This window comes from Roseateles hydrophilus, from assembly GCF_026712245.1.
Lineage (GTDB): Bacteria > Pseudomonadota > Gammaproteobacteria > Burkholderiales > Burkholderiaceae_C > Pelomonas > Pelomonas hydrophilus.
Genome location: NZ_JAPPUY010000004.1, coordinates 186,509 through 204,336 on the forward strand (window position 1 = coordinate 186,509; position 17,828 = coordinate 204,336).

General features: G+C 70.6%; 12 protein-coding genes. 8 read left to right on the top strand and 4 right to left on the bottom strand.

Going from position 1 to position 17,828, the window contains the following annotated elements; all coding sequences use genetic code 11:
• Window positions 1–45: 45 nt before the first annotated feature.
• The 3 genes from NYO99_RS15875 to NYO99_RS15885 all read right to left on the bottom strand — a co-directional run bounded on the left by NYO99_RS15875 (window position 46) and on the right by NYO99_RS15885 (window position 3,691).
• Complete coding sequence (locus tag NYO99_RS15875) at window positions 46–1,617, bottom strand: ABC transporter substrate-binding protein (protein WP_268168222.1); 1,572 nt, start codon at window positions 1,615–1,617, stop codon at window positions 46–48.
• A 49-nt stretch (window positions 1,618–1,666) separates the two neighbouring features.
• Window positions 1,667–2,911, bottom strand: a complete 1,245-nt coding sequence (locus NYO99_RS15880; protein WP_268168223.1) for an HD-GYP domain-containing protein — start codon at window positions 2,909–2,911, stop codon at window positions 1,667–1,669.
• 135 nt (window positions 2,912–3,046) lie between these two features.
• Window positions 3,047–3,691: a c-type cytochrome gene (locus NYO99_RS15885; RefSeq protein WP_268168224.1), complete on the bottom strand. Its 645-nt coding sequence runs from the start codon at window positions 3,689–3,691 to the stop codon at window positions 3,047–3,049.
• Window positions 3,692–3,778: 87 nt separating this feature from the next.
• Between NYO99_RS15885 and NYO99_RS15890 the strand changes: the two genes are divergently transcribed.
• The 8 genes from NYO99_RS15890 (at window position 3,779) to NYO99_RS15925 (ending at window position 15,405) form a co-directional block, all read left to right on the top strand.
• Complete coding sequence (locus NYO99_RS15890; RefSeq protein ID WP_268168225.1) at window positions 3,779–4,633, top strand: AAA family ATPase; 855 nt, start codon at window positions 3,779–3,781, stop codon at window positions 4,631–4,633.
• A 1-nt stretch (window position 4,634) separates the two neighbouring features.
• Window positions 4,635–4,859, top strand: coding sequence for a hypothetical protein (locus NYO99_RS15895; RefSeq protein ID WP_268168226.1), 225 nt, complete (start codon window positions 4,635–4,637; stop codon window positions 4,857–4,859).
• Entirely contained in the window at window positions 4,856–5,452 is a 597-nt protein-coding gene (locus NYO99_RS15900) for a GNAT family N-acetyltransferase (RefSeq protein ID WP_268168227.1), read from the top strand. Before NYO99_RS15895 ends, NYO99_RS15900 begins: the two co-directional genes overlap by 4 nt.
• Window positions 5,449–7,449 carry a S9 family peptidase gene (locus NYO99_RS15905; protein WP_268168228.1) on the top strand — a complete coding sequence of 667 codons (2,001 nt, stop codon included), beginning with the start codon at window positions 5,449–5,451 and terminating at the stop codon, window positions 7,447–7,449. Before NYO99_RS15900 ends, NYO99_RS15905 begins: the two co-directional genes overlap by 4 nt.
• Window positions 7,450–7,547: 98 nt before the next feature.
• Window positions 7,548–8,321, top strand: a complete 774-nt coding sequence (locus NYO99_RS15910) for a M12 family metallo-peptidase (RefSeq protein WP_268168229.1) — start codon at window positions 7,548–7,550, stop codon at window positions 8,319–8,321.
• A gap of 38 nt (window positions 8,322–8,359) precedes the next feature.
• The gene (locus NYO99_RS15915; RefSeq protein WP_268168230.1) at window positions 8,360–9,550 is read left to right on the top strand and encodes a vWA domain-containing protein; all 1,191 of its coding nucleotides are present in this window, start codon (window positions 8,360–8,362) and stop codon (window positions 9,548–9,550) included.
• Entirely contained in the window at window positions 9,547–11,373 is a 1,827-nt protein-coding gene (locus NYO99_RS15920) for an autotransporter assembly complex protein TamA (protein WP_268168231.1), read from the top strand. The genes NYO99_RS15915 and NYO99_RS15920 overlap by 4 nt, the downstream gene beginning before the upstream one ends.
• A 90-nt stretch (window positions 11,374–11,463) precedes the next feature.
• Window positions 11,464–15,405, top strand: a complete 3,942-nt coding sequence (locus tag NYO99_RS15925; protein WP_268168232.1) for a translocation/assembly module TamB domain-containing protein — start codon at window positions 11,464–11,466, stop codon at window positions 15,403–15,405.
• A 63-nt stretch (window positions 15,406–15,468) separates the two neighbouring features.
• Here the strand turns inward: NYO99_RS15925 and katG are convergent, their stop codons facing one another.
• Window positions 15,469–17,679: a catalase/peroxidase HPI gene (gene katG / locus NYO99_RS15930; RefSeq protein WP_268168234.1), complete on the bottom strand. Its 2,211-nt coding sequence runs from the start codon at window positions 17,677–17,679 to the stop codon at window positions 15,469–15,471.
• Window positions 17,680–17,828: the final 149 nt, after the last annotated feature.

Consider the following 17,828-nt stretch of genomic DNA (forward strand, 5'->3'; position numbering starts at 1 on the left):
TTGCCGCGCCGCGCGCCGCTGCAGTGCGCAGTTAAGCGCCGGGATTCAGCGCTTGATCTGCACCCAGGCCAGCTCGACGAAGTTGTCGGCGCGGTGCACCGCCGTCACCGCAGCCTGCATGGCCCAGGGGATGACCTGCCGGTGCAGCGGGATCACGTTCACCTGCTCGCGCCATTCCGCCAGTGCACCGCGGATCAGCTGCTCACGCTTCTTCGCATCGGTCTCGACACTGCTCCGCGCGGCCAGCGCATCGGCGCGGTCGTTGCGGAAGGCACCGTAGTTGTAGTCGCCCACACCCTTGACGCTGCGGTTGCGCAGCACGGGCGTGAGCATGACCTCGGCGTCGGTGATGCTGCCGCCCCAGCCGTACAGGAACAGGCTGCTGTCCAGCTTCTCCAGCTTGGGGAAGTACAGCGCGCGCGGCATCGCGTTGACCTTCACACGCACCTTGATCTGCGCCCACATGGCGGCCAGTGCGGCGCAGATCTCCTCGTCGTTGATGTAGCGGTTGTTGGGGCAGTCCAGCGTGACCTCGAAGCCGTCCGCATAGCCGGCATCGGCCATCAGCTTGCGGGCGCCCGCGACATCCAGCGGCAGGCGTGACTGCAGCGCCGGGTCGTCGAAGGACGCGTTGGCCGACGGCGTCAGCGCGCCGGTCGGCTCGGACAGGCCGGCCATCAGCTTGAGCTTGAGCGCCTGCACGTCGATGGCCTGGTAGAGCGCGCGCCGCACGCGCACATCCTTGAACGGATTGCGGTCGCCGGGTGCGCGGCCGTAGAGCAGCTTGTCGCGCGCCTGGTCCATGCCAATGAAGACCAGCCGGTTCTCGGGCCCGTCGATGATCTTCACACCGGGCGTGCTGCGCAGCCGCGTGATGTCGCGCGGCGCCGGGTCGTTGACCAGATCCACCTCGCCCGACACCAGGGCCGCCAGCCGCGTGGCGTCACTCGCGATCGGGGTGTAGACCACCTCCTGCACATTGCCGTCGGCGCGCCCCCACCAGGCCGGGTTGCGCCGCAGCACGGTCTTCACGCCAGGCTGGCGCGTGACCAGCTGGAAGGGCCCCGTGCCATTGGCGTTGACGGAGGCGTGGCTCTCCTCGCGCCCCTTGAAGTCCAGCGGCTGCACCACGCGGTGGGTCTCACACCACTTGCGGCTCATGATGGGCAGCTGCTCGACGTGCTGCAGGAAGATGGGGTTGAAGGCGGCGAGTTGGAAGTCCACCGTCAGGTCGTCCACGCGCTTGGGCGTGCCCACCGCATGGGCATAGACGGCGATCTGCGATGTGGGCGCCCGCGCGCGCTGCAGCGAGAACACGACGTCATCGGCCGTGAACGGCGTGCCGTCGTGGAACTTCACGCCCGGCCTGAGCTTGAAGCGCCAGCTCAGCGGCCCGGTCTGGGCCCAGGATGTGGCCAGCCCCGGCACCAGCGCCAGCCGCGCGTCGCGGTGGATGAGGCGCTCGTAGATCTGGGAGTTGACGTTGTTCGTCAGCGTCTCATTCTGCGAGTGCGGGTCCATCGTCTGCGGGTCACCCTGGCCCGCCCAGCGCAAGGTCTGCGCCGACGCCACCAGAGCCCAGCCCAGCAGCGCGGCCACCGCCATCCATCGTTTCATCGTCCCACCCCAAGAACTGCAAGGCCCGGCAGTTTAGGAGCGCCCCCAATCACCTTTTCAGATTTGGATTCCAGAGCTCTTCCAGATGATTGAAGCCCCAGTTCTCCGGCGGCTCGCGCCCGGCGATGCGGTCGGTGGCGCCCGGCGCCGACAAATCGAGCAACTGCACCGGGATGGGCATGTTGGACTTGGTGGAATAGAACACCTTCACGCGCGGCGCAATCAGCGCCTCGGGGTTCTGATCCACCACCACGCCCAGGCGCCCGGACTGCAACCGCACCAGCGTGCCGGTGGGGTAGATGCCCACGCTCTTCACGAAGGCCTGGAAGACCACCGGGTCGAACTGCCCCTTCCACTGCGCCATGCGCTGGAGAGAACCGGCCGGGTCCCAGGCTTTCTTGTAGGGCCGCGTCGAGGTGATCGCGTCATAGACATCGCAGACCGCGCCCATGCGCGCCAGCAGGCTGATCTGATCGCCCGCCAGCTTGTGCGGGTAGCCCGTGCCGTCCACCTTCTCGTGGTGGTGCAGGCACACATCCAGCGCGGCTTCAGGCACATGCGTGCCCTCGCGCAGCATCTCCCAGCCCCGCTCGGGGTGGCTGCGCATCACGTTGAACTCCGCGTCGGTCAGGGAGCCAGGCTTGTTCAGCACGTCCAGCGGCATCTGCATCTTGCCGACGTCGTGCAGCAGGCCCGCCAGGCCCGCCTCGCGCACCTCGGTGTCGCTCAAGCCCATGTGGCGCCCCAGCGCCACCATGAGCCCGCACACGGCCACCGAGTGCATGTAGGTGTAGTCGTCCTTGTCCTTCAGCCGGGCCAGGCTCACGAAGGCGGACGGGTTACGGGCGAGCGACGACGCCACCTCATCGACGATGGGCAGGCAGACCTCGCTGTCGATCGCCTTGCCCAGCCGGGCCTCGTTGAACAGCGCCATGACGGCCGCCTTGGAGCGGTTCAACACCTGACCGGCGCGATCCAGCTCCGCCTCCATGCTGACACGCGCAGCCGGCGGTGGTGGTGGTGGAGGCGGGGGTGGCACAGCCGCAGCGACCGGCGCGGGAGACGCCACCGTCATGACAGGGCTGGGCTTGGGGTCTTCGACGACCGCCACATCCGCGCCCTTGCTCACATCAATCCACACCGCCGGCACGCCGCTGGCCTTCAGCGCAGCCAGGTCGACGGCATCCGTCAGCACGAACTTGGTTTTCCAGAATGGGTGGGACAGCCAGGCCCCCTCCATCGATTGCAGGTACATGCCCAGCCTGGCCTCAGAGGTCGGGATCTTCTTCAACATGACAGCGTCGTTTCCATCCAACCGAGTATCGGTTCAGGGCCAGGGCCGGCAGTGTGCAGCCCTGCACAGTTTGCCCGAGGCGAAAAAAAGCCGCCTCGGTCGAGGCGGCTCTTTCACAGGCGCGCGCCGTGTGCGTCAGCGCATCTTGCCCTGCGGCACGGTGGCCAGCTCGCCCGGCAGGCTGGCGATGTAGCCTGAGATGGCCTTCAGTTCGGCGTTGCTGAACTGCTTGACCTGGCCCGCCATGACGCCGTTGCTGCGGCCGATGTTGGCATTCTTCTCGGTCTTGTAGGACTTCAGCGCCACGGTCAGGTAGTCGGCGTGCTGACCGGCGATCTTGGGATACGCCGGGTCGATCGGCTTGCTGAAGTTGACGCCGTGGCAGGAGATGCAGGCCCCCTTGGTCAGTAGCTCGGCCACATTGGCCGGCGCAGCGGGCACGCTCTCCGGCACGGCCGGCTTCTTGGCCTGCTGCTCGTAGAAAGCGGCCACGTCGAGCATGTCCTGCTCGCTCATCGAGGTCGCGATGCCGCGCATGGTGGGGTGCTTGCGCTCGCCCTTGGCATAGGCCTGCAGCGACGCCACGATGTACTTGGCGTTCTGGCCCGCGATCATGGGCACCTTGTGGATCTCGGGGAAGCTGGCCTGGTAACCCGGAATGCCATGGCAGCCGATGCACATCGCGATCTTCTTTTCACCGGCCTTCACGTCCTGAGCCTGCGCGGAGGCGGCGCCAAACAGGGCGGCCAGGGTGATCGAGATCTGCAGCAGTTTTTTCATGTCTCGTGGGGTCTGGGTTCTTAGGCGGCCGCGATTATAGGAGGGCTCCTATACTGAAACCGCCCCCTTCCTGCCCCGGTTTTCCCCATGAAATTCCAAGGTTCCGACCAATATGTGGCCACCGCCGACCTGATGCTGGCGGTCAACGCGGCCGCCACGCTGCAGCGCCCGTTGCTCATCAAGGGCGAGCCCGGCACGGGCAAGACCATGCTGGCCGAGGAGGTGGCCGCCGCCCTCGGCATGCCGCTGCTCCAGTGGCACATCAAGAGCACCACCAAGGCCCAGCAGGGTCTGTACGAGTACGACGCCGTCAGCCGGCTGCGCGACAGCCAGCTCGCTGGCATCGAGGGCAGCGAGCGCGTGCGCCAGATCGAGAACTACATCGTCAAGGGCGTGCTGTGGCAGGCCTTCGAGGCGGACCAGCCCGTGGTGCTGCTCATCGACGAGATCGACAAGGCCGACATCGAGTTCCCGAACGACCTGCTGCGCGAGATCGACCGCATGGAGTTCTACGTCTACGAGACACGCCAGCTCGTGAAGGCCAGGCACCGCCCGCTGGTGTTCATCACGTCCAACAACGAGAAGGAGCTGCCGGACGCCTTCCTGCGCCGCTGCTTTTTCCACTACATCAAGTTCCCGGACGCCGAGACGATGGCCAAGATCGTCAACGTCCACTTCCCCACGCTCAAGAAGGATCTGCTGGCTGCGGCGCTGAAGAACTTCTACGACGTGCGCAACCTGCCGGGCCTCAAGAAGAAGCCCAGCACCTCGGAGCTCATCGACTGGCTCAAGCTGCTGGTGGCCGAGGACGTGCCCGTGCAGGCGCTGCAGGCTCAGGACGAGAAGGTCAGCATCCCGCCGCTGGTCGGGGCATTGCTCAAGAACGAGCAAGACCTGACGCTGTTCGAGAAGCTCGTATTCATGCAACGCAACAACCGCTGAGATGGCCCAAGACTTCAACCGCGCGATGCGCGAGGCGCTGGCGGATGCCGTCGGCTTTGTGGGCGGCGCGCTGGCTGGCTGGGGCCTGGGCCGGCAGTTCGGCATCGACTTCGTCGCCAGCACCGACTGGAACGCACAGCAGCTGCTGGGCCTGCTGCTGATCGTGGCCGGCTGCGGCGTGGGCCGCTGGGCCGCGCGACGCATGATGCTGCGAGACCCGTCTTGAGGCCCGTCCTGCCGGTTGAGCTGGCGGCCGGGCCAATCCGGCTGGTGCCGCTGACCGCAGCGCACGCGCCCGGCCTGCAGGCAGCCGCGGCCGACGGCGAGCTCTGGAACCTGCGCTTCACCAGCGTCCCGGCGCCGGACGAGACAGCCGCCTACATCGACACCGCCCTCGCCGGCCAGGCCGCCGGGCACCGCCTGCCCTTTGCGGTACTGGATGCCCGCAGCAGCGAGGTGCTGGGCTCCACCAGCTATCACGACATCGTGCCGGCCATCGCGCGGCTGGAGATCGGCTACACCTGGTATGCCCAGCGCGTGCAGCGCAGCGCGGTCAACACCACGGCCAAGCTGCTGCTGCTGACGCATGCGTTCGAGACCTTGGGCGCCCAGCTCGTCGGCTGGCGCACCGACAACTTCAACCACGCCTCGCAGCGCGCCATCGAGCGCCTGGGCGCGCGGCGTGACGGCGTGATCCGCCACCACGCGCTGCGCCGTGACGGCACGGTGCGCGACACCGTGATGTACAGCCTGACCGCCGGCGAATGGCCCGAGGTCAAGGCCCATCTGCATTGGCAACTCACCCGCCCCCGACCATGACCCGCAACGCCGCCCCCGTCTTCGATGTCGATGCCCTCTGGGCGCTGGACCGCCTCGGCGCCCCCAGCCTCAGCCCCGACGGCGCGCAGGCCGTAGCTGCCGTCACGCGCCACGACATGCAGGCCAACCGCGCGCAGGCCAGCCTGTGGCTGTTCTCCACGCTGGGCGGCGAACCGCGCCGGCTGACCGAAGCGGGCGACAAGGACGGCCAGCCGCTGTGGAGCCCGCAGGGCGACCTGATCGCCTTCACCGCCAAGCGCGAGCAGGGCGGCGTGAAGGACGACGAGGCCCAGCTCTACGTCATCCCGCCCGACGGTGGCGAGGCGCGCCGCGTGGGCCAGGTGGCCACCGGCGTGGGTGCCTTCCGCTGGTTTCCGGACGGCCGGCGCATTGCCTTCGTGTCCTGGGTGTGGCCCGACCGCAAGGCCGCCGCGCAGGCGGACGCGCTGCGCGAGTTCAAGGCCCGCAAGGAGACGGCCTACGTCACCGACGAAACGCTCTACCGCTTCTGGGACCACCACATCCCGCAGGGCCGCGTGCCGCACCTGCATGTGATGGACGTGGCCACCGGCAAGGTCCGTGACCTGTTCGAGGGCAGCGCCTGGGAACTGGAGCGGGCCGAGCCCGAGGCCACCTGTTTCGATATCTCGCCCGACGGCCGGCGCATCGCCTTCGCCTTCGACCCCAGCGCCGAGAAGCGGCTGGACGGCCGCCAGGCGCTCGCCGAGATCGACGTCAAGACGCGCGCCGTGCAAACGCTGCTGCAGGACGCCGACTGGGACTTCGGCGCGCCGCGCTACAGCCAGTCCGGCGCCCACCTCGCCTTCCTGGCCAGCCACCAGGCGCGGGGCCACAACCAACCCGACCGCCTGGCCGTGCTGGACCAGCGCGGCCACTGGGCCGTGTTCAGCGAGGACTGGGACCACGAGGTCACCGCGCCGCTGCAGTGGACCGAGGACGACCAGGCCGTGCTGTTCACGGCCGAAGCGCGCGGGCGCCGCCACCTGTGGCGCTTCGCGCTGGGTGATCGTTGCGCCGAGTGCGTGTTCGAGGGCGGGCATGTCGGCGCCTTCGCGCAGGCCGGTGGCCTCACGGTGGTGAACCATGACGGCATGGCGTTCCCGCCACAGTTGTCGGTGCTCGATGAAGACGGCCGCGCGCAGCGCATCGAGCACCTGAACGAGGACCGGCTGGCTGCGCACCGCTTCGGCCGCCAAGAGGAAGTCAGCCTTACCGGCGCGCGCGGCGACGCCGTTCAGATGTGGCTGACCTACCCGCCCGGCTTCGACGCGAAGAAGAAGTGGCCTGTCATGCACGTCATCCATGGCGGCCCGCACACCGCCTTCGGCGACAGCTGGCATTGGCGCTGGAATCACCAGGCCTTCGCCGCCCAAGGCTACGTGGTCGCGAGCGTCAACTACCACGGCTCCTCCAGCTTCGGCCATGAGTTCCTGGACAGCATCACCGGCCACTGGGGCGAGTACGAACTGCAGGACATCGAGGCTGGCACCGACTGGCTGCTGCGCCAGCGCTGGGTGGACAAGAAGCGCATCGTCGCCACCGGCGGCAGCTACGGCGGCTACATGGTGGCGTGGATGAACGGCCATGTGGCGCCCGGCCGCTACCAGGCCTACATCTGCCATGCCGGCTGCTACGACTGGCAGGCCATGTACGCGGACGACGCCTACGCCTGGCACCGCAAGGAACTGGGCGCCGCGTACTGGGACGACCCGGCCCGCGTCGCCGCGCAGAGCCCACACGCATTCGCCAAGCACTTCAAGACGCCCACGCTGGTCATCCACGGCGCGCTGGACTACCGCGTGCCCGACGCTCAGGGCCTGGCCTACTACAACACGCTGAAGTCGCTGGGCGTGCCGGCGCGGCTGGTGTGGTTCCCGGACGAGAACCACTGGATCCTGAAACCGCGCAACAGCCGGCTCTGGTACGGCGAATTCTTCGCGTGGCTCGCACAGCACACTGGCCAGACGCGAAGCTGACCCCCCCAGGTTGCGGGTGGCGCGCGGCCGGTGCGCACGGGCGCGCGCCGACACAATCGGCGGGTTCCGCCCTGCGGCCATCACAACGAGACACGCCGATGAAGATCCGTCACACCCTGGCTGCCACCCTCGCCGCCGCGCTGGTCAGCGCCGCCCCCGCCGCACAGGCCCTGGACATCGTTTTCGATTACAGCCTGGACACAACCGGCTTCTTCACCGCCGCCAAGCGCGAGACGCTGAACCAGGTCGCGTCCATCTTCGAGAACAACCTGACCACCTCGCTGGCGGCGCTCACCAGCGTCGACTTCAGCACCGGGCTGATGGACGGCTACGCTGGCACCGCGCTGTCGGTCACCAACCGCAACATCGCCGCCAACACGCTGGTGTTCTACGTCGGTGCCGTCGACCTGCGCGACAGCACCATCGGCCTGGCCTACGTCGGCACGGCCAATCCCAACCGCGTCAACTCGAGTGACAACGGCTTCTTCTCGGGCTGGGGCGGCCAGATGCTGTTCGACAACGGCGTCAACTGGTACTACGACAGTGACATCCGCAGCACCGAGACCGTGGCAGGCACGCTGGACTTCGCCACCGTCGCCATGCACGAGATGGGTCATCTGTTCGGCCTGGTGCACGAGGGCACCGTGCCGGGCGACAACATGTACCCCACCACCAACGGCACCCGCAACCTGTTCGGCGTCAACGACTGGCTGGACATGCGCACCGAGGGCTGGGCCGTCGCCTCGACCACGCCCAACCTGAACCAGGTCGTCGTCGTCAGCACGCCCGTGCCGGAACCCTCCGCCTACGCGCTGATGTTGGCCGGCCTGGCCGCCGTCGGCCTGCGCGCGCGCCGCCGCAACACCCGCTGACAACGGCGCATGGCCCGACTCCGCATAATCGGCGGGCCATGCTGATCCAGTTCTTCTACACGCTGCGCGCCGCCAAGCTCAAGGTCACCGTTCCGGAGTACCTGACGCTTCTGGAGGCGCTGCGCGCTGGCGTGATCGCGTCGCCCGAGGACGGCGGCGTCGCACGCATCGACGACTTCTACCACCTGGCCCGCGCCAGCCTCGTCAAGGACGAGACCCAGTACGACAAGTTCGACCGCGCCTTCGCCGCCTACTTCAAGGGCGTGGAGATGCTGACCGACTTCACGGCCGAGGTGCCGCTGGAGTGGCTGAAGAAGAACCTCGAACTCAACCTGACGCCCGAGCAGAAGGCCGCCATCGAGAAGATGGGCTGGGATGAGCTGATGGAGACGCTGAAGAAGCGCTTCGAGGAGCAGAAGGAGCGCCATGAGGGCGGCAACCGCTGGATAGGCACCGGCGGCACCAGCCCCTTCGGCAACGGCGGCTACAACCCGCAGGGCGTGCGCATCGGCGGCGCAGGCGGCAACAAGAGCGCCGTCAAGGTCTGGGAGCAGCGCGCCTACCGCGACTACGACGATTCGCTGGAGCTGGGCACCCGCAACATCAAGGTCGCGCTGCGCCGGCTGCGCCGCTTCGCCCGCGAGGGGTCGGACCTGGAGCTGGACCTGGACGGCACCATCCACGGCACGGCCGCCAACGCCGGCATGCTGGACATCAAGATGCAGCCCGAGCGCCACAACAAGGTCAAGGTGCTGCTGCTGATGGACGTGGGCGGCACGATGGACGAGCACGTGCACCGCGTGGAAGAACTCTTCAGCGCCGCCAAGAGCGAGTTCAAGCACCTGGAGTTCTATTACTTCCACAACTGCGTCTACGACTTCGTCTGGAAGAACAACCGGCGCCGCTTCGCCGAGAAGCTCGACACCTTCGAGCTGATCCGCAAGTACAACCGCGACTACAAGCTCATCTTCGTCGGCGACGCGACGATGAGCCCCTACGAGATCCTGCAGCCCGGCGGCAGCGTCGAATACAACAACGACGAGACCGGTGCCGAATGGCTGCAGCGGCTCACGCACGCCTTCCCCAAGTACGCCTGGATCAACCCCGAGCCGCAGGGCGTCTGGCAGTACCGCCAGAGCATCGCGCTGATCCAGCAGCTGATGCAGCAGCGCATGTTCCCGCTCAGCCTCTCCGGCCTTGAAGGCGCGATGCGATTGCTCAGCAAATGACGCGACTGCTCGTCGGCCTGCTGCTCGTGGCGGTACTGAGCGGCTGTGCGACGGCCCCGGCGCCCAACGCGTCGCCCCCCGCCCCGCCCGCTGCCCCGTCCCCGCCCGCTGCCGAGGCACCAGCCGTCTACAGCCTGGACATCGAGGTCGACGGCGACTACCGCGACGACCGCCTGCGCAAGCTGCTGCAGCAGCACCTGGACCTGGCCCGCTACCGCGCCAGCGAGGCCGCACTCAGCCGTGGCGAGCTGGCTCGGCTGGCCGCGGCCGCGCCCGCCCAGGCCCAGACCCTGCTGGAGACCGAGGGCCACTTCAACGCCAGCGCCACGGTCAGCCGCGCCGCGGACGACGCCTCGCGACTGCGGCTGCTCGTCAAGCCCGGGCCGGTGACGCGGGTGGCCCGGGTCGAATTACTGTTCACTGAGGCGCTGGGCCACGATGACGCGCAGGCCCTGCGCGACGCGCTGCGCAGCGCCTGGCCGCTGGGCGAGGGCGTGCCGTTCACGCAATCGCCCTGGGCGTCGGCCAAGAGCGAGCTGCTGCTGCGCGCCCGCCAGGGCGGCTACCCGCTGGCGCGCTGGGCCGAGACCGCCGCGCAGGTAGACACTGACAGCCACACCGCCGAGCTGCGCCTGGTGATGGCCAGCGGCCACCGCGCCCGGCTGGGCGAGCTGCGCATCGAAGGCCTGCAGCGCCAGGCCCGCCAGACCGTCGAGCGCCTGACCGGCTTTGAGCGGGGCGCTCCCTACACCGAGCAGGCGCTGGCCGACTTCCAGGAGCGCCTGGTCAAGACCCAGCTGTTCGACGCCGTGCGCGTGCAGCTGCAGTCCGAGGTGGTGGACGCCGACGGCAGCAGCCCCGTGCGCGTCACGCTGACCGAGTCCGCGCTGCAGCAGGCCACCGTCGCCGTCGGCTACCACGCCAACGACGGCCAGAGCCTCAGCATCGAGCACCTGCACCGCCGCCCCTTCGGCCAGTCGGTGCGCGCGCGCTCCAAGCTGCAGCTCAGCCGTGACGTGCATGGCGTGGAGCTGGAGCTCAGCTCGCACCCGCAACCCGACCTGAAGCGCAACCTGATGTCGCTGCAGTTCGAGCAGGACCGCAGCAGCGACACCATCGCGCAGAACCTCGGCGTGCGGCTGGGCCGGCTGTACGAGGCGCCGCAGGACGAACGGCTGACCTATGTCGAGCTGCTGCGCGCCCGCGAGACCACCGGCAGCCAGGTCAACACCAACCTCGCGCTGTCGCTGAACCAGCAGTGGGTGCGCCGCCGCCTGGACAGCACGCTGCTGCCCACCGACGGCCACCAGGGCCTGCTGCTGCTCGGTGCCGGCCATGTGCGCGGCGGCGGCAGCGACGACAGCGGTCCCTTCGGCCGGCTGCAACTCAAGCTGGGCTACTACCGCCCGCTGGGCGGCTGGTTCGGCACGGCGCGCGCCGAGCTGGCCCAGGTCATTGCCCGCGAGCAGGTCGGCGTGCCCGAGAAGCTGCGCTTCCTGGCAGGCGGCGACGAGTCCGTGCGCGGCTACGCCTACCGCAGCCTGGGCCCGGTCGAGAACGGCCTGACCGTCGGCGGCCGCGTGCTGGCCACCGCCAGCCTGGAGCTGGCCCGCCCCTTCACCGCCAGCCTGCCCAGCGTGCTGGGCGCCGTGTTCGTGGACGCCGGCAATGCCGCTTCGCGCTGGGCCGACTACCGCCCCGTCGTCGGCATCGGCGCCGGCCTGCGCTGGCGCAGCCCGGTCGGGCCGCTGCGCATCGACGCCGCGCGCGCGCAGGAAACCGGCAAGTGGCGCCTGCACTTCAGCGTGGGGATCACCCTATGAAGCTAGACGCTGCGACGTGGTCGAACAGCGTGGGGATCACCCTATGAAGCTAGACGCTGCGACGTGGTCGAACAGCGTGGAGATCACGCGGTGAACCGGCCCCTGCGCATCGCGCTGATCGCGCTCGCCGTCACGCTGTCCACGGTGACGGCCGCGCTCGGCTGGCTGCTGCTGCGCCCGGCCGGCAGCGCCTGGCTGCTCGCCCGCCTGCCAGGCGTGCAGGTGGAGGCGCCCGAGGGCACGCTGCTGGGTGACTTCCGCGCCCGACGCCTGCTGCTGAGCTGGGCCGGCGGCACGGCCGACCTGCGTGGCCTGCGCTGGGCCGGCCTGGGCCTGCGCGACGGCCGCCTGGCCGCGCGCGAACTGGTGGTGGACGAGCTCACGCTGCGCACCCAACCCAGCAGCGGCCCGCTGACGGCGCCGGCCGAGCTGTCACTGCCGCTGGGCCTGCGCCTGCCACGCCTGGCCATCGCCCGCCTCAGCTGGGCGGCCGACCAGCCGCCCCTGCTCGGCATCAACGCCGACCTGGACCTGCCCCGCCACGGCACCCACGACCTGCGGCTGAACAGCGCCAGCTGGCAGCAGGTGCAGTTCACGGGCCGGCTGCAGCTGACCAGCGCCCAGCCGCTGCAAACGCAGCTGCAACTGTCCGCGCAACAGCGCGAGGGCAGCGCCCTGCCCTGGCAGGCCGTGGCGAGCGCCCGCGGGCCGCTGGCGCAGCTGGCTCTGCAGGCCGAGGTGACGGCTGGCGGCCAGACGCTGCAGGCCAGCGGCGAGCTGCGCCCGTTCGCGCCCTGGCCCGTCAGCGCGCTGCAACTGCAGGCCCGCCAGTTCGACCTCGCCGCGCTGGCCACGCTCGCCCCCGGCCTGCCGCGCACCGCCCTCACCGGCCAGGCCCGCCTGCACGCCCCGGCCCGCGATGCCGAAGCCACGTTGCAAGCCGACCTCAGCAACACCGCCCCCGGCCGCTGGGACCAGGGCGCCCTGCCCGTGCGCCGCCTGCAGCTGGCGCTGGCCGGCCGGCCGGACCAACCCACCAGCCTGCGCCTGACCACGCTGGACGCCGTGCTGGAAGGCGGCGCCCGCGTGCAGGGCCACGGCCGCCGCGAGGCCGACGGCCGCTGGCAGCTGGACGCCCGCGTCCAGGCGCTGCGCCCCGAGCTGCTGGACGCCCGCGCCGCGCCGGCCCGGCTGGACGGGCCGCTCGCACTGGCCGGCGGCGGCACGGCGCCGCTGCAGGCACGGCTGGACCTCACCGGCACGCTGGCCGAGCGCCCGCTGCGCCTGCTGGCCCGCGTGCAGGGGCGGCTGCGCGACGGCGGCAGCCGCTGGGACGTCGACGAGCTGCGCCTGGCCAGCGGCGCCAGCCTGCTGAGCGCCAGCGGCAGCCTGCAGGCCCCGCAGACCGGCCTGCCCACGGCCCGCCTGCAGGCCCAGCTGCGCCAGTTCGACCCACGCCTGCTGTGGCGCGGCGCGCCCGACTCGGCCTGGGCCCGCCTGCCCGGCAGCACCCAGCTCAATGCCGACCTCGCGCTGGACCTCAGCGGCCACCGCGCCAACAACGCCACCGGCCGCGCCGAGGCCACGCTGCTGCCCAGCCAGCTCGCCGGCCTGGCGCTGGACGGCCGGCTGCAGCTCACCCGCGCTCGCGCGGCCGACGCCGCCACCTTCGAGCTGAACTCCCGGCTGGGCAGCAACCGCATCCAGGCCGCCGGCCAGGCGCGGCTGGACGCCGTCACCGCGCGGCTGCAGCTCAACGCGCCCAAGCTGGCCGAGCTGAACCCGCTGCTGGCGCTGGCTGGCCAGGGGCCCGCTGCCGGCCAGGCCGATGGCGAGGGCGAGCTGCAACTGCAGCGCGGGCCGGCATCGTCCCTGCCCGCCAAGGCCGCCACCACGTGGCAGGTCGGCGGCAGCGGCCAGGCGACGCTCAAGCGCGTCAGCGCCCAGGGGCTGGTGCTGGACAACGCCCAGGCCCGCTGGGCGCTGCCCGCACCGGGCACGGCGGGCGACGCCCCGCTGTCGCTGCAGCTGGAGGCCGGCGGGCTGCGCCACCCGCAAGCGCGGCTGCGCACGCTGAAGCTCACGCTGCAGGGCCGGCGCAGCGCGCACGAGCTCCAACTGCAGATCGCCGGCCAGTTGCCGCGCGCCGAGCAAGACATCCCGCTGGACGCCACGCTGCAGGCCCAGGGCGGCTGGGACGGCCAGGCCTGGGCCGGCCGCCTGGCGCGGCTGGACATCGCACCCCTGCGCCCCGGCCTGCCGGCCACGCTGGCGGCGGCCGGCATCAGCCTGCGCGCCGCGCTGACCGACAGCGGCTGGGACCTCAGCGCCGAGCCCGGCCGCGCCGAGGTGGGCGGTGCCTTCGTGCGCTGGCAGCAATTGAGCTGGCGAGGCGGCGAGCGCCCCGAGGCCCGCGTCGAGCTGCAGCTGGAAGACCTGGCCGCCGCGCCGCTGCTGGCGCGCTGGCAGCCCGACTTCGGCTGGGGCGGCGACCTGCGCATCACCGGCCACGCCTCGCTGCTGCTGACCGACACGCTCAGCGCCGACGTGCTGCTGCAGCGCCAGGGCGGCGACCTGCGCGTGACCGACGAGTTCGGCACCCGGGCGCTGGGCCTGAGCGACCTGCGCCTGGCGCTGAACGTGCGCGACGGCGTGTGGATGCTGGCCCAGGGCCTGGCCGGCCAGGAGCTGGGCGGCCTGGGCGGCGCACTGACGCTGCGCCCCACCGGCCGCTGGCCCGACGCCGACACGCCCGTGCAGGGCGTGCTGCAGGCCAATGTGTCGGACATGGCCACCTGGGGCCGCTGGGTGCCGCCGGGCTGGCGCGTGGCCGGCCGCGCGTCCGCGACGGTGCAGCTCGGCGGCCGGCTCGGCGCGCCCGAGCTGCACGGCCGGGCCGAGGGCGACGGCATCGCGCTGCGCCACCTGCTGTATGGCGTGGACGTCACCGAGGGCCGCTTCACGCTGGACCTGCGCGGCCGGCACGCCGAGCTCACGCAGCTGCAGGCCCGCGCTGGCGACGGCTGGCTGCGCGCCACCGGCCGCGCCGAGCTGGGCGCCCAGCCCACGGCGCGCATCGAACTGGTGGCCGACAAGCTGCGCGTGCTGTCGCGCGTGGACCGCCGCGTCGTGGCCAGCGGCAACGCCACGCTGGCGCTGGATGAGCAAACGCTGCAACTGAACGGCAGCCTGCGCGCCGACGAAGGCCTGTTCGACTTCAGCCGTGCCGACGCGCCCACGCTGGCCGATGACGTCGTCGTGCGCCGCGGCCCGCGCGACGCGGTGCCCCCCGAGGCCGACGCGCCGTCACCCCGGCTGCGCCGCGGCTCGCGCATCGCGCTGGCGCTGGACTTTGGCCGCGACTTCAAGGTCAGCGGCCGCGGCCTGACGACCACGCTGCGCGGCCAGCTGCAACTCACGCAGAAGGACGACAGCCCGCTGCGCATGACCGGCAAGCTGGCGGCCGACGGCGGCCAGTACGCGGCCTACGGCCAGAAGCTGGAGATCGAGCGCGGCGACATCAGCTTCACCGGCGCGCCCGACAACCCGGCGCTGGACCTGCTGGCCGTGCGCCCCAACCTTGATGTGCGCGTGGGCGTGCAAGTGGGCGGCACGGCGCAGGCCCCGCGCATCGGCCTGTATTCCGAGCCCGAGATGAGCGACACCGACAAGCTGTCCTGGCTGCTGCTGGGCCGCGCGCCCGATGGCCTGGGCCGCACCGACACCGCGCTGCTGCAACGCGCCGCAATGGCCCTGCTCAGCGGCGAGGGCGAAGGCGCCACCGGCCGCGCACTGCGCCAGCTGGGGCTGGACGAGCTGTCGCTGGCGCAGAGCGACGACGACACCCGCGCCACCATCGTGCGCCTGGGCAAGCAGATCTCGCGGCGCTGGTACGTGGGCTACGAGCGCAGCCTCAACGCGACGACGGGTTCCTGGCAGCTCATCTACCGCATCGCCCAGCGCTTCACGCTGCGCGCACAGAGCGGCGACGACACGGCGCTGGACCTGATCTGGCAGTGGCGCTGGAACTGAGGCCATGAAAAAAAGGCACCGCCCTGCGGCGGTGCCCTCGTCATGACCGGTGTGGTGCCGGTGTCAGCGCAGGTCGAAGCGGTCAGCCTCCATCACCTTCACCCACGCCGCCACGAAGTCGTCCACGAACTTGCGCTGCGCGTCGGCGCCGGCATAGACCTCGGCCAGCGCGCGCAGCTGCGCGTTGGAGCCGAACACCAGGTCGGCGACGGTCGCCGTCCAGCGGCGCGCGCCGGTCTTGCGGTCCACGCCTTCCAGCACGCCGGGCTCACCGCTGGCCTGCTTCCACGTCGTACCCATGTCCAGCAGGAGGGTGAAGAAGTCGTTGCTCAGGACGCCGGGGCGCGTCGTCAACACGCCATGCGCACTGCCCCCCGTGTTGGCGCCCAGCACGCGCAGGCCGGCCAGCAACACCGCCATCTGCGGCGCGGACAGCGCCAGCAGCTGGGCCTTGTCGATCAGCCGCTCGGCCGCCGACGCCGCCGGCAGGCCCGGACGCAGGTAGTTGCGGAAGCCGTCGGCCTGAGGCTCCAGCACGGCGAACGAGGCCACGTCGGTCTGCTCCTGCGTCGCATCGGTGCGGCCGGCGCGGAAGGGCACGCTCACGTCGAAGCCGGCCGCCTTGGCCGCGGCCTCCACGGCCGCGTTGCCGCCCAGCACGATGAGGTCAGCCAGCGAGACCTGCTTGCCGCCGGTGGCCGACGCGTTGAAGTCCCGCTGCACGGCCTCCAGCGTGGCCAGCACGTGGGCGAGCTCGGCCGGCTGGTTGACGGCCCAGTCCTTCTGCGGCGCCAGGCGGATGCGCGCGCCGTTGGCGCCGCCGCGCTTGTCGCTGTCGCGGTAGGTGGAGGCCGAGGCCCAGGCCGTGGACACCAGCTGCGCGGTGGTGAGGCCCGAGGCCAGCAGGCGGGCCTTCAGTGCGGCAACGTCCTGCGCGTCCACCGGCGCATGCGTGGCCTTGGGCAGCGGGTCTTGCCAGATCAGCGTCTCCTGCGGCACCAGCTTGCCGAGGTAACGGGCGATGGGGCCCATGTCGCGGTGCGTGAGCTTGAACCAGGCGCGGGCGAAGGCGTCGGCAAAGGCCGCCGGGTCGTTCAGGAAGCGGCGCGAGATCTTCTCGTAGGCCGGGTCCATGCGCAGCGCCAGGTCGGCGGTGGACATCATGGGCGCGTGGAACTTGGTCGGGTCGTGCGCGTCGACCACGTCGTTCGCGCCGGCACCGCCCTTGGGCACCCACTGGTGGGCGCCGGCCGGGCTCTTGGTCAGCTCCCACTCGTACTTGAACAGGGTCTCGAAGTAGCCGTTGTCCCAGGTCGTGGGGTTGGGCTTCCAGGCGCCTTCCAGGCCGCTGGTGATGGCATGGCTGCCCTTGCCGCTACCGTAGCTGCTCGTCCAGCCCAGGCCCTGCTCGGTGATGTCAGCGGCCTCGGGCTCCTTGCCCACGTGGCTGGCCGGGCCGGCGCCGTGCGCCTTGCCGAAGGTGTGGCCGCCGGCTACCAGGGCGACGGTTTCCTCGTCGTTCATGGCCATGCGGGCGAAGGTGTCGCGCACATCGCGGGCCGACAGCAGCGGGTCGGGGTTGCCGTCCGGGCCCTCGGGGTTCACGTAGATCAGGCCCATCTGCACCGCGGCCAGGTGGCCAGCGAGTTCGCGGTCGCCGCTGTAGCGGCTGTTCTCGGCCGTGCTGGGCGCCAGCCACTGGGTCTCGGCGCCGAAGTCGATGTCCTCAGGCTCGTAGATGTCCTCGCGGCCGCCGCCGAAGCCGAAGGTCTTGAAGCCCATGGACTCCAGCGCAACGTTGCCGGTCAGGATGAACAGGTCCGCCCAGGAGAGCTTGCGGCCGTACTTCTGCTTGATGGGCCACAGCAGGCGGCGGGCCTTGTCGAGGTTGCCGTTGTCGGGCCAGCTGTTCAGCGGCGCGAAGCGCTGGCTGCCGGTGCCGGCGCCGCCACGGCCGTCGCCAACGCGGTAGGTGCCGGCCGCGTGCCAGGCCATGCGGATGAAGAAGGGGCCGTAGTGGCCGTAGTCGGCCGGCCACCAGTCCTGCGAGTCGGTCATCAGCGCATGCAGATCCTTGACGACGGCGTCCAGGTCCAGCGTCTTGAACTCGGCGGCGTAATCGAAGCCGGGGCCCATGGGGTTGCTGGCCGACGGGTGCTGGTGCAGCGCGTTGACGTTGAGCTGGTTGGGCCACCACTGGCGGTTGGTGCGGGCAGGTGCCGCGGGGGCAGACGTGGCACCAGAGAAGGGGCACTTGGCTTCGGTCGAGGACATGGGGAATCTCCTGTTTTGGGGACCTGGGCAGTCTAGGAATCTCCCCATGACGGAGCAATGCAAGCCTCGCAATGGCAGCGATAGCCGCAACCTGCACCGAAGCGCGCCGCAACGCCCATGCGAGAATCCGCGCCCTCAGCGGGCTACCC

Bases quoted from the DNA above. Each gene is read 5' to 3' on its own strand.
- NYO99_RS15875 (WP_268168222.1), bottom strand. From the start codon at position 1,617: ATGAAACGATGGATGGCGGTGGCCGCGCTGCTGGGCTGGGCTCTGGTG.
- NYO99_RS15880 (WP_268168223.1), bottom strand. From the start codon at position 2,911: ATGTTGAAGAAGATCCCGACCTCTGAGGCCAGGCTGGGCATGTACCTG.
- NYO99_RS15885 (WP_268168224.1), bottom strand. From the start codon at position 3,691: ATGAAAAAACTGCTGCAGATCTCGATCACCCTGGCCGCCCTGTTTGGC.
- NYO99_RS15890 (WP_268168225.1), top strand. From the start codon at position 3,779: ATGAAATTCCAAGGTTCCGACCAATATGTGGCCACCGCCGACCTGATG.
- NYO99_RS15895 (WP_268168226.1), top strand. From the start codon at position 4,635: ATGGCCCAAGACTTCAACCGCGCGATGCGCGAGGCGCTGGCGGATGCC.
- NYO99_RS15905 (WP_268168228.1), top strand. From the start codon at position 5,449: ATGACCCGCAACGCCGCCCCCGTCTTCGATGTCGATGCCCTCTGGGCG.
- NYO99_RS15910 (WP_268168229.1), top strand. From the start codon at position 7,548: ATGAAGATCCGTCACACCCTGGCTGCCACCCTCGCCGCCGCGCTGGTC.
- NYO99_RS15915 (WP_268168230.1), top strand. From the start codon at position 8,360: ATGCTGATCCAGTTCTTCTACACGCTGCGCGCCGCCAAGCTCAAGGTC.
- NYO99_RS15920 (WP_268168231.1), top strand. From the start codon at position 9,547: ATGACGCGACTGCTCGTCGGCCTGCTGCTCGTGGCGGTACTGAGCGGC.
- katG (WP_268168234.1), bottom strand. From the start codon at position 17,679: ATGTCCTCGACCGAAGCCAAGTGCCCCTTCTCTGGTGCCACGTCTGCC.